The sequence below is a fragment of the Ectobacillus antri genome, assembly GCF_003852715.1.
Taxonomy (GTDB): Bacteria; Bacillota; Bacilli; order Bacillales; family Bacillaceae_G; genus Ectobacillus; species Ectobacillus antri.
The window spans coordinates 331,604-344,030 of sequence record NZ_RIAV01000001.1 but is presented as its reverse complement, the minus strand read 5'-3'; the positions used below and the strand labels follow the sequence as shown (position 1 = coordinate 344,030).

Sequence of the window (12,427 nt, the reverse complement as noted above, 5' to 3'; positions counted from 1 at the left end):
GTATGCGAAATACCCCTAAAAGGTGATATAACATTAGCATAGCAAAAGAAACGTAATAATTTTCTGACAGAAAAAATCTATCACATCAAAAAAGAGAGCCGAGGCTCTCTTTTTTATTATTTCTTGTCTTCCTTCTCTGTTAGGTATCCCCATTTGTAAGAGAATTCTCCACCAAAGTTGTGTTCTACCAAACCTTTTACGTTAGAACGCATTAGAGAAGATGTACCACGTTGGAATAATGGTGCGATTGCAGCATCTTCAAACAAGATTTTCTCAGCTTGCGCTAGAGCTTCCAAACGCTTCTTAGGATCTGTTGTTAAAGTTGTTTTTCCATCTTTAACAAGTTGATCGTATTTAGGGTTAGAGTAGTTCATTTGGTTGTGCGCACCTTTTGTAACGAACATATCAATGAACGTCATTGGATCTGGATAGTCAGGGCCCCAACCAGCGTAGGACATTTCATAGTCTTCTTTAGACTCAATATCAAGCTTTTGTTTGAAAGGCTGTTGCTTAATATTAACTGTTAGACCTGGAAGGTTTTTCTCCATTTGAGCTTTTAAGTACTCACCGATTTTCTTTGCAGCTTCAGTATCGTAGTTAAGCAACTCGATTGTTAACTGATCTTTGCCAAGCTCTTTCTTTGCTTCTTCCCAAAGTTTTTTTGCTTTATCAGCATTAAACTTGTTCATTGCGCCGTTTGTTGCACGGAAGTCTTTACCGTCTGCACCTTTAACAAAATCTTGTGGTACTAGGTAGTCAGCAGGAACAGAACCATTGTTTAGGATAACGTTTGTGATACCTGCTTTATCGAAGGACATGCTAAGTGCTTGACGCACTTTCAAGTTTGCAAGTGGAGTATCTTGACCACCACGTTTTTGATTAAAACGTAAGAAGAATACAGATGCATCTTTAGACGTTACTAGCTCCGGAGAGGATTTGTACTTGTCTACAAACTCAGCGGATAGAGGAGCGCGGTCTACATCGCCGGCTTCATATAAGTTAACACCTGTACCAATGTCTTTAACGATGTTGAAGTTGATTTCCGTCAACTTAACTGTTTTGTTATCCCAGTACTTATCGTTTTTCGTTAATTTGAAGCTTTGCTCGTGCTTCCACTCGCTAAGTACGAATGGTCCGTTGTATACGCCTGTGTTTGCTTCTAGCGCATATTTTGCACCTTGTTCTTTAATAAATTTCTCGTTTTGCGGATAGAATGTTGCGAAAGAAGTCAATTCCACAAAGTAAGGAACCGCATTTTCTAATTGTACTTCTAATGTTTGATCATCGATAGCCTTTACGCCCAATTGATCAACCGGAAGTTCTTTTTTGTTAATTTTTTCTGCATTTTTCACATCGAACATGATATATGCATATTCAGCTGCTGTTTCTGGATTCACCGCACGCTGCCAAGCAAATACGAAATCCTTAGCCGTTACAGGGTCACCGTTAGACCATTTTGCATCTTTGCGAAGTTTAAATGTATATGTTTTACCATCATCGCTCTTTTGGAAAGACTCAGCTACACCTGGAGTTGGTTTTTGATCTTTATCTAAACGATAGAGACCTTCCATAACGTTGTTCATAACGTTGAAGGATACCGCATCAGTTGCTTTAACCGAGTCCATGGATGGGATTTCTTGAGACTCTAGCAAGTTTAATACTTGCTTCGCAGCAAGCTTCTCTTCACCTTTGCCCTCTTTTTTCGGCTCAGTGTTCGTGTTCTGATCGTTGCCGCCACATGCAGTTAACGCCACGCTTACAGCTAAAACCGGCGCTACCACTGCAGCTAATTTGGTTTTCTTTTTCATACTCATGTACCCTCCTCAAAAAATATATATCTTCTGACAATAGAAAATTTCTGTTAATTCTATGAATATTTCGAGATAAAATTATCAGAAAATTTCTATTAGTTTATATTCTACTAAATTTTAAAGATTTGTAAAGTACTATTCGTAAAAAATTTTAAAATTTTATTTTATTACTGTAATATTTATCACTAGATTGTAAAAACTCGGAATATCACAGGCTAAATATATCCATATTTAAACAAAATTTGTATATTGCATTAGTGCTTTTACATGATAATAGAGATAGTTTTATTTTTTATACTTGTTTATGCATCCTCATGCATGTTCCTCTTTCTCCTTTCCCTCTTAAAAGCTTGTATTTTACAATACATCCCTATCAATATATAGCTCTTTTACTAATTTGATGACATAAAAATTATTATTTATTACTGGTGTACATGTTTATTTATATTAGCGTAGCATTAGATCCTGAATATAGTTTCCTTACCATACGTTTATTAAACTCTTGAATTACATGTCTATTTTATAAAAAGATATAGGGGGGATACATATACTAAGTCGAGAAATAAGTTTTGCAGATATTCTCGTAGTATAGGAAAGTTGCTACAAGTCTATTTGCTTCGTTAGTATGTATATAAGTACAATTAGAAAAACGATATTCTTTTTTTGGTGGGAAAGAAGAACGGGCAATGTATGATTGCGGTCAGTACCTAAAAGATACGCGTGTCAAGTAAAAACATATACACGTAGCGAGGCGTTCTAAAGCTATGATTTTCTTGCTGTTTCTATATCGAAAAAACCATGTAGCCTTATATACATTGAAACAGCGCTAAAGAGTCATTAAGAAAAGCGGAAACACCCCACTTGAGCGCTAAATAGGTTTCACGTTTTTATCACACAAAAACAAGGCGCCCGATTGGACGCCTCTCTCATTACTTACTAACCTCTCCTTGTTGCTTACCAGGGTACGAACCTTCTTCAAACTTATAGATATATACCTTCGCATTTTTATTGTCCCCTTTTTCATCAAAACTTACGTTCGTAATTACACCGTCGAAAGATGTCACACTGCGTACTGCATCACGAACCTGTTCTCTTGTTGGCATCTTTCCACCGTTTTTCTGCAGTGCATCTTTAATACCTTGCAAAATTACAGCAGCAGAGTCGTAACCATATGCAGAAAATGCTTCGATATCTTTGTTGAATTTCTTTTTATAGTCATCTACAAATGCTTTTCCTTTATCTGTCGTGCTTGGTGAGGTGGCAACTGTTGTATAATAAGTGTCTTTTAAAGCTTCCTTAGCGACTTCTGCCATTGTTGGGGAGTCGATACCGTCACCACCCATGATTGGCACCTTAATCCCTTTTTCACGTGCCTGCTTGACTAAAATACTGCCTTCTGCGTACAAGCCACCAAAGTAAACAAGATCAGGCTTTTTTGCAACCACTTGATTCAACACGCCATTAAAATCTTTTTCACCGATTGTAATCCCTTCATAACCTACAACTTTAGCACCAATTTTTTCAGCTTCTTTTTTAAATGCATCCGCCAAACCTTGTCCATATGCTGTTTTGTCTTGAATGATAAAGATGTTGGCTGCCTTCAATGTATCTACTGCATATTTTGCAGCAGCTGGACCTTGAAAATCATCACGTGCTACGAGACGAGCTACCGATTTTAACCCTCTCTCTGTTAAATCTACCGCCGTACTGGAAGGAGATACCATAACTAAATTTTGCTTTTCATACGTTTCGGAAGCTGCAATAGAAACACCAGACATCAAGTGCCCTACTACACCTAAAACCGCTTTATCTGCTGTAATTGTTTGGGCATTGGCAACGCCCTTTTTAGGGTCCCCCTGGTCATCATAGGGTACAAATTGCAAATCAAAACCAAGCTTTTTAAATTCTTCTTTTTGTTTTTCCACAGCTAGCTGCGCCCCTAGCTTCATTGATTCACCAAAAGAAGCTGAACCACCGGAAAGTGGAGACTGCGACACAATTTTAATGACTTTGCTATCATTCTTGGCACCTGTCGTCGTTGGTGAGCTTGTCTTTTCATTGCCACCGCATCCTGCAAGCAACCCGCTCATGAGAACGCCTGCCAACATCATGGATATGCCTTTTTTTCGCTTCATACATATACCCCCTGAGTAATATTATTCTGAATATTTTAAATATTATATTATTCTAACAAATTAGACAAGAGGTTTTTGAAATGTTTCGGACAAATTTGTAGTACAAATTAAATTTTTCACTTTATTATGTGCCAATATTAAAAGTACTTTTACCCAAACAAAAAAACCTGCGCAGTTGCGCAAGTTTTTTACTTAAGCATACATTTCTTCCAAGCGTTTTTGTAACTCTTCATTTTCCAAATACTCATCATACGTTGTTTGCTTATCCATCACACCATTTGGCGTAATTTCAATAATGCGGTTTGCAACTGTTTCTACAAACTGATGGTCATGTGATGTAAATAAAATGGTGCCTTTAAACGCCATTAAACCGTTGTTCAGAGCTGTAATAGACTCCAAATCTAAGTGGTTTGTCGGTTCATCAAACAACAGAACGTTTGCACCGCTGAGCATCATTTTGGACAACATACAGCGCACTTTCTCTCCTCCAGAAAGAACACTTGCCTTTTTCAATACTTCTTCACCAGAAAATAGCATTCTACCAAGAAAACCACGTAAGAAACTTTCCGACTCGTCTTGCGGTGAAAATTGGCGAAGCCATTCTACAAGCGTCAAATCGCTGCCTTCAAAATATTTGGAGTTATCCTTAGGGAAATATGCTTGACTCGTTGTTACACCCCATTTATACGTGCCTGCGTCAGGTTCCATTTCACCTGACAAAATTTTGAATAGCGTTGTATTCGCCGCTTCGTTGCGACCCACGAACGCAATTTTATCTCCTTTATTTACAGTGAAACTTACATTATCCAGTACTTTTTCACCGTCGATTGTTTTTGTCAATCCTTCTACACGAAGCAAATCATTCCCTACTTCACGGTTTGGTGTAAATCCAACAAATGGATAGCGACGAGAAGACGGACGAATGTCATCAAGGGTGATTTTATCCAAAAGCTTTTTACGTGATGTTGCTTGCTTCGCTTTAGATGCGTTGGAGCTAAAGCGCGCAATAAAGCCCTGAAGTTCTTTAATTTTTTCTTCTTTCTTCTTATTCGCATCTTGTGCCAACTTTAATGCTAGTTGACTGGACTCATACCAAAAGTCATAGTTACCTACATAGATTTGAATACGTCCGAAATCCAAGTCGGCCATATGCGTACATACTTTGTTCAAGAAATGACGATCATGGGAAACGACAATAACTGTATTCTCAAAGTTCATTAAAAAGTTCTCTAGCCAGCGAATTGCTTTAATATCCAAGTGGTTCGTTGGCTCGTCCAAAAGAAGGATATCCGGCTTACCGAACAATGCTTGAGCAAGCAACACTTTCACTTTCTCGCTGCCCGTAAGTTCAGCCATTGTTTTGTAGTGAAGATCTTCATCAATACCTAGACCTTTTAATAAAATCGCTGCATCTGCTTCTGCTTCCCAACCGTTCATTTCAGCAAACTCGCCTTCTAGTTCAGCTGCGCGCATACCATCTTCATCACTGAAGTCTTCTTTCATGTAAATCGCATCTTTCTCTTGCATAACTTGATACAAGCGAGCATGTCCCATAATAACGGTTTGCAACACTTGGTATTCTTCGTATTCAAAGTGGTTCTGTTTTAATACAGCTAGGCGTTCGCCTGGTGTGATAATTACATCGCCTGTGTTAGGCTCAATTTCACCAGATAAAATTTTTAAAAACGTAGATTTTCCGGCACCATTTGCACCAATTAAACCGTAGCAATTCCCAGGCGTAAACTTAATGTTTACATCATCAAACAATTTACGATCTCCATATCTTAAACTTACATTACTTACTTGAATCAATGTTCATTTCCTCCAAATCGTTTTATATGCACATACTTTTTACTATACCATGTATAGCAAGGAGAAGAAAGAGCAAAGCCTTTCTCTGCGTTAGAGAGTCGCTTGCTAATGAAAAAAGACGTTGATTATCAACGTCTTTTTTCGTTTCATGAGAAGACCATTACAAATTAAGAGATTGAAAGAATTCACCTAAGCTGATACCAAGCGCCAAACAGATTTTTTGCAAGGATGCGATAGTTGCACCACGCTGTCCTCTCTCCACCATACCGATAAAGTTTTTGTGAAGGTTAGACTGCTCCGCCAAATCCGCTTGTGACAACCCATTCTTCATTCTTTCTGATTTAATCGTGCTCCCGATTTTCACCAGTAATTGTTCTTCTGTTTGCATTTTAATCACCCGAACATAACAATTTGTGAAAAGCTGAATGCAGCCCCGCCTTTGAACCCTTCTCCCTGAAATCCCCATATTCCCGTAAAGATTACTAGCATTTTCTAAATACATACTATATCAAACCAAATTTTATTGCACAATATATATATCAAAAAAAGTATAAAATTGACCAATATATTATACTGCTACAGCGTATAACTAAACATTGCAACCTTCTCTGCAATACATTGCAGCAAACGTTTTGCGGTTTCTTCTTTTCCTTCACACGTCGTTACGTTTCCTTCTGTGTCTACGATATAATGAATTGCTTCCGTTGTATACAGTGAATCTGATGCATTTGCCACCATAAGCGTTGCCCTTGAAGTTGTCATACGCAGTTTTGCTCTTTCTAACAACACTTCTCGTCTCACATCACTTTCGAGTTTAAATCCAACTAAAAGCGATTCCGGACTCCATTCTTTGATAAAGTTAATCACTTTAGGTGCTTTTTTAAAGTGGATAATAGGTGGGTGGTCGCTAGAAATTTTACCTGTCTTTGGCAACTCTTCACCAGATTGTGTAACCATCTTTTCGACAATCCAATCAGACCCTGCAGCTGCCATAATGACGGCATCCACACGCTCATTTGTAACAATTTCTTTGACTTTGTCACGTAAATCTAAAATTCCTTCAAACATACATGTTTGCAAAGGTTGTCCGGTTTTTGCTACTGGTTTTTTAGCAAAATACCCGTGTAAGTAGATAACACGTGCACCAAGAGATAGCGCTTCTTCTGCCAACAAGCTTCCAATCGTTCCTTTCGCCATATTTGTGTGACCGCGCACATTGTCCCACTTTTCTAAGCAGCCGCCACTTGTAATTAAAATCGTTTTCCCCTTCATACTGTTCACCCTTTACCTTTTTCTTTTATATTACGAAAAAAACAAACATTTTCCTATGTTTTTCAATTATTCAGGTCGACTTTGCTTTGTAGCGCCCGCGAAAATCCATCCTTGTTGTTGTACAAATCGCGTAAAGGCTTCCAAAAATTCTTCGTGGGAAACTGTCCCTTCATCGCCATTTACTAATACTATACCTTCGATTTCCACACCGCTTTTATTTTGTCTCATACCCGCTCCTCCGTAATCTCATTTTGTTTTGAAGTAAAAAGGTACTGTTCTCTTTTACAATTGCAAGCAAAGAACTTGTTGTTAGTATGTACAAAAAAATTTGTACTTACTGCACGTATCTTATATAATAAGGCTTACATAATTCTTATCCAGAGAGGTGTAGGGATCGGCCCGTTAAAGCCTCGGCAACCCCATTACGGAAGGTGCCAACTCCGGCAGGTAATCCTGCAAGATAAGAAGAAGACTTTGGACGCAAAATCCCTTCTTCGCTCACGAAGAAGGGATTTTTTAATGAAAGGATGATAATGATGACAAAACAATATGAACTTGCAACATTTGCGGGCGGCTGCTTTTGGTGTATGGTAAAACCCTTTGATGAACTTCCTGGTATTCATGGCGTAGTCTCCGGCTATAGCGGCGGACATGTAAAAGATCCAACTTACGAACAAGTAAAAACCGGTACAACAGGTCATTATGAAGTCGTACAAATTACATTCGATCCTAATGTATTTTCTTATGAAAAATTATTGTCTTTATATTGGCCTCAAATCGATCCGACCGATGCGGAGGGTCAATTTTTTGATCGCGGTCCGCAATATCGTGCTGCTATTTTTTATCACAATGACAAGCAAAAACAAGCCGCTCAAAAATCCAAACAAGAGCTAATTGCCAGCGGTAAATTCAACAAGCCAATTGTAACAGAAATTTTACCGGCTTCTACGTTTTATGAGGCCGAAGAATATCATCAGCACTTCTATAAAAAGAATCCAGAAAAATACAAGCAAGAGCGCGTTGAGTCCGGCCGCGATGCCTTTATTGCCGAGCATTGGATACAAGAAACGAAATGAGTTTCCCCAATATTACCCCTACATATTTTTTTCTTGCTCACAAGAACCTAAGAAAAAAGTAGTAATACTATGGTATATGAAATTTTGTTCTCTCATTTTATTGGGACACAGCACGTTACACATTTACGTCACTCTGAAACCGGCGCAATTCTAGACTACACACCGAATGCGTCTAGAATTCAATTCTCTCCAGACATACAACAGTATGTGCGAGCGCATTTTGACCAAATCAGTAGTAGTGATACGGATTATAATGGTTTAATCTTGTGAATTTTTACTTTTTCATTAGATAGTGCTAAAGCTTACTATGGATAAAGAGACCTTTAACAAAAACTTTCAATAAAAGAAAAGAAGCTCCAAAGAGCTTCTTTTCTTTTACGCTAAATATGCTTCTTTTACAATATCATCGTTCATAAGTACACGACCTTCACCGACCATTTTGATTTCACCGGTCTGAATAACATATCCTCGATGTGCAATTTGTAAAGCTTGATACGCATTTTGCTCCACAAGTAAAATGGTCATTCCTTCTTTATTAAGTTCATGGATAATTTCAAAAATTTGTTCTACGACAATTGGCGCAAGACCCATGGACGGCTCATCGAGCATTAATAAATGAGGACCGCTCATTAATGCGCGACCAATTGCAAGCATCTGTTGTTCACCGCCACTCATTGTACCGCCTAACTGATTTATTCTTTCTTTTACGCGCGGAAAATAATGAAATACCCGTTCCATTCTTTCACCAATCACCTTTTTATCTTTTACAGAAAATGCTCCCATTTCTAAATTTTCTCGAACAGTAAGCCGCGGAAAAATGCGACGTCCTTCTGGAACATGAGCAATACCCGACACGGCAGTGACATGAGGCGGCTGTTTTGTAATATCATTGCCTTCAAAGATAACCTCCCCAGTTTTTGGTACAACTTGCCCACTGATTGTTTTAAGCGTGGTCGATTTCCCAGCACCATTACTGCCGATAAGTGTTACAATCTCTCCTTTATCTACATGAATATTAAGACCCTTTAAGGCATGAATGCCACCATAGAACGCATTAATATCTTTGAGTTCAATTAACATTCTGTCCCCTCCCCTCGTTCGCAACCACGGCGCTTTTTCCTAGGTACGCTTCAATCACATTTCGGTTGTTACGAATCTCAACAGGTTTTCCTTCTGCAATTTTCTCGCCATGATCAAGTACTACAATATGCTCAGAAATCTGCATAACAAGCTTCATATCGTGTTCAATTAATACGATTGTTACATCAAGTTCTTCTCGCATGCGATAAATTAAGTCCGTAAGTTCCTTTGTTTCCTTAGGGTTCATACCTGCTGCAGGTTCATCCAGTAGCAACAACTTCGGCTTTGTAGCAAGTGCTCTGGCAATCTCAAGGCGACGTTGTGCACCGTACGATAAATTTTGTGCTTCTTCATTAAAAAATTCTGCCAACCCTACATATTCAAGCAAGCGATAACCTTCTTTTTTCGCATTTGCTTCTTCCTTTCTAACATGTGGTAAGGCCAAAAGTGTACCAAGGAATGTGCTTTTCAAATGATTATGAAAACCAACCATAACATTTTCCAGCACCGTCATTTCATTAAACAAACGAATATTTTGAAAGGTACGCGAAATACCGCATTTAGAAATATCGTGAGGTTTTAATCCAACAAGCCCATGAGTGTCAAGACTAATCTCACCTTCATCCGGCTTATATACGCCGGTAATCATATTAAAAAAAGTCGTTTTACCGGCACCATTTGGACCGATAACCGCTGTAATAGAGCCGCGCTTTACTGTCATATCAACATCTTTGACTGCAGTTAAACCGCCAAATCGCTTTGTTAGGCCTTTTACCGTTAATATATTCATATCGATCCTCCTTACGCGCCGAACGCTTTTTCTTTTGATTTGGGCGGGGTATCGCCTGTAACCTCCGCTATACTCAACTTGCGATTTTTCGCAGGAATTAAGCCTTGCGGACGATACAATGCAAATAAAATAAGAATTCCACCAAAGATAAATCGCTGCATTTTTGCCGGTGATAGTGCATCCGGAATGGTTAATACACCACTCATACTCAATTGATTTAACCAATTTGTAATTTCTGTGAGTACCTGCAAGTTCAAAATTGTCATAACCGCAGCACCTAAAATAACACCCGGTACACTACCCATACCGCCTAAAATCACCATAACTAGAATGGTAATGGATTCAAGTAATGTAAAGCTGGTTGGATCTACGAAAGTTTGCTTAGCCGCAAATACTACACCCATCATGCCGGAGAATGAAGCCCCGATTGCAAATGCCAAGAGTTTTGTACGCACCAAATGAATCCCCATCGCCTGCGCAGCAATTTCATTTTCCCGCACCGCTTTCCATGAACGACCTATTTTAGAATACTCCAACCGTCTTACACCAAATATAACAAAGAGAAGAATGGCCAGGACAATGTAATAAAATTGACTAGAATTATTCAACGTCATACCAAACAGCTCTGGTGATTTAATAGAGGATAATCCCATTGCACCGTTTGTAATGTTGACCGGCTTGTCCAAGTTATTAAACACAATACGAATAATTTCACCGAATCCAAGGGTTACAATTGCCAAGTAATCTCCTTTTACACGTAAAACAGGAATACCGAGAAGTACGCCCATAATAGCCGCCATTAAGCACCCGAGCAGAATGAAAATCCAAAAGCTTTCACCAGACAACGGGTACTGACCAAACGGCATAAAATTATTAGCCTGTGCCGTTGCAAAAATACCGTACGTGTAGGCTCCTACTGCAAAGAAAGCAACAAAGCCAAGATCGAGAAGCCCTGCAAAACCCACCACAATATTAAGACCCAATGCCATTGCTACATAAATACCAACCAATGTCGCGACTTCCATATACGCCTCGTAGGAAGGGCCTCCATTCGCTGAAAACGGCAATAATACCACCATGACGAACAAACCAATCAGCCATTTCATCTTCCCAGAAAATCCCGTGAAATATAATAATAAAAGAGACAGCAATAGAAGCAAAAATGCCGTAACGGATTTTTGTGCAAAATAGAGACTTAAAGATGTAACGAATACATATAGAGCAAGAAGCACAGCCTGTAGCATCTTATTTTCCTTTAGGTTTGCCAACATATTCTCTCACCTACACTTTCTCTGTAACTGCTTTTCCAAAAATACCTTCCGGCTTGAAAATCAGCACTAAAATTAAAATTGCAAATGCGAATACATCTTTATATTCTCCTCCAAGGACACCGCCGGAGAGAATGGACAAATTCGCTGCTGCAAACATTTCTAGTAACCCCAGTAGAACGCCTCCAAACATTGCGCCGCGGATATTCCCAATGCCGCCAAGCACTGCTGCGGTAAAGGCTTTTAATCCCAAGATAAAACCAATATACGGATCAATCGTACCATACTGTACTGCAAACAAGACGCCGGTCGCACCGCCAAGGGCCGATCCAACAAAGAAAGTCAAAGAAATTACCTTGTTTACATTTACCGACATCAAAGCAGCGGTTTCACGATCCTGTGCTACGGCACGCATTGCCATCCCCCATTTTGTGCGGTTAATGAAAAAGTCTAAAGCAAACATCATGATAATGGCTGTAACAATGAGAATAATTGAAGATGACTTAAGTTGTGCATTGTTAAATGTCGAAAAAAGAGAAGATGCTTCAACAGTAACTTGATTTGTAAATAAACTAGGACCTGTAATGATATAATTTCCCTTTTTCAGTTCTGCGATAAAGCGAACTAAGTCCTGAAGTAAGAAAGATACCCCAATTGCTGTGATTAACGTGATGAGTTTAGGAGCTTTCCGCAACGGACGATAAGCAACCCTCTCAATTCCCATTCCAAGAACGCCTGTTAGTACGGATGTTACAACGAGAACTAGAATAAGAGCCAATAACGCTGGCATTGCGCTCATTACTCCTAATCCCGTCATTGTTAAGAAAATCGCAGTCCCGATAAAGGCACCTGTCATAAAGATCTCACCATGAGCAAAGTTGATGAGCTCTAAAATTCCGTATACCATTGTATAGCCTAAAGCGACAATGGCATACACGGCACCGAGCGTGAGACCGTCAAGTAAGACTTGCGGCAACGTGTGTAAAATTTCTGTCAGCATGCATGTTCCTCTCTTTCATAAAAGTATATAAGTCTTGAAGTATAGCTATATAAAATCCAATCATGCTGCTTCTATATGTACAAGTAGACGAACTAACATACTTTTAGTTGAAAAAGAAAAGTGCGGTCAGAAGCTATAAGAAGCTTACACCAGATAAGATCATGGACATCTGATGGATGATTT

At 39.0% G+C, this 12,427-nt stretch carries 12 protein-coding genes and 1 riboswitch; of the genes, 2 read left to right on the top strand and 10 right to left on the bottom strand.

What is annotated here, in order from left to right:
* Nucleotides 1-116 precede the first annotated feature (116 nt).
* From EEJ45_RS01755 to EEJ45_RS18265, 6 genes are all read right to left on the bottom strand, one after another.
* Nucleotides 117-1,814, bottom strand: a complete 1,698-nt coding sequence (locus tag EEJ45_RS01755; RefSeq protein ID WP_124563053.1) for a peptide ABC transporter substrate-binding protein — start codon at nt 1,812-1,814, stop codon at nt 117-119.
* Nucleotides 1,815-2,740: 926 nt separating this feature from the next.
* Nucleotides 2,741-3,946 (bottom strand): branched-chain amino acid ABC transporter substrate-binding protein, encoded by a 1,206-nt coding sequence (locus tag EEJ45_RS01750; protein WP_124563052.1) that lies wholly within the window; start codon nt 3,944-3,946, stop codon nt 2,741-2,743.
* A 192-nt stretch (nt 3,947-4,138) separates the two neighbouring features.
* Complete coding sequence (locus EEJ45_RS01745; protein WP_124563051.1) at nt 4,139-5,758, bottom strand: ABC-F family ATP-binding cassette domain-containing protein; 1,620 nt, start codon at nt 5,756-5,758, stop codon at nt 4,139-4,141.
* Nucleotides 5,759-5,918: 160 nt separating this feature from the next.
* Entirely contained in the window at nt 5,919-6,146 is a 228-nt protein-coding gene (locus tag EEJ45_RS01740) for a helix-turn-helix domain-containing protein (RefSeq protein WP_164464169.1), read from the bottom strand.
* 188 nt (nt 6,147-6,334) lie between these two features.
* Nucleotides 6,335-7,030 (bottom strand): phosphopantothenoylcysteine decarboxylase domain-containing protein, encoded by a 696-nt coding sequence (locus tag EEJ45_RS01735; RefSeq protein ID WP_124563049.1) that lies wholly within the window; start codon nt 7,028-7,030, stop codon nt 6,335-6,337.
* 66 nt (nt 7,031-7,096) lie between these two features.
* Complete coding sequence (locus EEJ45_RS18265; RefSeq protein ID WP_164464168.1) at nt 7,097-7,258, bottom strand: hypothetical protein; 162 nt, start codon at nt 7,256-7,258, stop codon at nt 7,097-7,099.
* 142 nt (nt 7,259-7,400) lie between these two features.
* Nucleotides 7,401-7,497, top strand: a riboswitch (SAM riboswitch).
* Nucleotides 7,498-7,563: 66 nt separating this feature from the next.
* Here EEJ45_RS18265 and msrA point away from each other — a divergent pair.
* Nucleotides 7,564-8,106 (top strand): peptide-methionine (S)-S-oxide reductase MsrA, encoded by a 543-nt coding sequence (gene msrA, locus EEJ45_RS01730; RefSeq protein ID WP_124563048.1) that lies wholly within the window; start codon nt 7,564-7,566, stop codon nt 8,104-8,106.
* 69 nt (nt 8,107-8,175) lie between these two features.
* On the top strand, nt 8,176-8,376 hold the full coding sequence (locus EEJ45_RS01725; RefSeq protein WP_124563047.1) for a hypothetical protein: 201 nt from the start codon (nt 8,176-8,178) through the stop codon (nt 8,374-8,376).
* 105 nt (nt 8,377-8,481) lie between these two features.
* On the opposite strand, the gene EEJ45_RS01720 is transcribed toward EEJ45_RS01725, so the two are convergent.
* Genes EEJ45_RS01720 through EEJ45_RS01705 form a run of 4 tightly spaced genes read right to left on the bottom strand, consistent with a single transcriptional unit; the run spans nt 8,482 to nt 12,244 of the window.
* Nucleotides 8,482-9,186: an ABC transporter ATP-binding protein gene (locus tag EEJ45_RS01720; protein WP_124563046.1), complete on the bottom strand. Its 705-nt coding sequence runs from the start codon at nt 9,184-9,186 to the stop codon at nt 8,482-8,484.
* Nucleotides 9,176-9,976, bottom strand: a complete 801-nt coding sequence (locus EEJ45_RS01715; RefSeq protein WP_124563045.1) for an ABC transporter ATP-binding protein — start codon at nt 9,974-9,976, stop codon at nt 9,176-9,178. Before EEJ45_RS01715 ends, EEJ45_RS01720 begins: the two co-directional genes overlap by 11 nt.
* Nucleotides 9,977-9,987: 11 nt before the next feature.
* Nucleotides 9,988-11,247 carry a branched-chain amino acid ABC transporter permease gene (locus EEJ45_RS01710; RefSeq protein ID WP_124563044.1) on the bottom strand — a complete coding sequence of 420 codons (1,260 nt, stop codon included), beginning with the start codon at nt 11,245-11,247 and terminating at the stop codon, nt 9,988-9,990.
* 10 nt (nt 11,248-11,257) lie between these two features.
* Nucleotides 11,258-12,244, bottom strand: coding sequence for a branched-chain amino acid ABC transporter permease (locus EEJ45_RS01705; protein WP_124563043.1), 987 nt, complete (start codon nt 12,242-12,244; stop codon nt 11,258-11,260).
* Between the last annotated feature and the right edge of the window lie 183 nt (nt 12,245-12,427).

Coding starts and splice junctions, on each gene's coding strand:
- EEJ45_RS01750 (WP_124563052.1), bottom strand. CDS start 3,946: ATGAAGCGAAAAAAAGGCATATCCATGATGTTGGCAGGCGTTCTCATG.
- EEJ45_RS01715 (WP_124563045.1), bottom strand. CDS start 9,976: ATGAATATATTAACGGTAAAAGGCCTAACAAAGCGATTTGGCGGTTTA.
- EEJ45_RS01720 (WP_124563046.1), bottom strand. CDS start 9,186: ATGTTAATTGAACTCAAAGATATTAATGCGTTCTATGGTGGCATTCAT.
- EEJ45_RS01710 (WP_124563044.1), bottom strand. CDS start 11,247: ATGTTGGCAAACCTAAAGGAAAATAAGATGCTACAGGCTGTGCTTCTT.
- EEJ45_RS01725 (WP_124563047.1), top strand. CDS start 8,176: ATGGTATATGAAATTTTGTTCTCTCATTTTATTGGGACACAGCACGTT.
- EEJ45_RS01735 (WP_124563049.1), bottom strand. CDS start 7,030: ATGAAGGGGAAAACGATTTTAATTACAAGTGGCGGCTGCTTAGAAAAG.
- EEJ45_RS01740 (WP_164464169.1), bottom strand. CDS start 6,146: ATGCAAACAGAAGAACAATTACTGGTGAAAATCGGGAGCACGATTAAA.
- EEJ45_RS18265 (WP_164464168.1), bottom strand. CDS start 7,258: ATGAGACAAAATAAAAGCGGTGTGGAAATCGAAGGTATAGTATTAGTA.
- msrA (WP_124563048.1), top strand. CDS start 7,564: ATGATGACAAAACAATATGAACTTGCAACATTTGCGGGCGGCTGCTTT.
- EEJ45_RS01705 (WP_124563043.1), bottom strand. CDS start 12,244: ATGCTGACAGAAATTTTACACACGTTGCCGCAAGTCTTACTTGACGGT.
- EEJ45_RS01755 (WP_124563053.1), bottom strand. CDS start 1,814: ATGAGTATGAAAAAGAAAACCAAATTAGCTGCAGTGGTAGCGCCGGTT.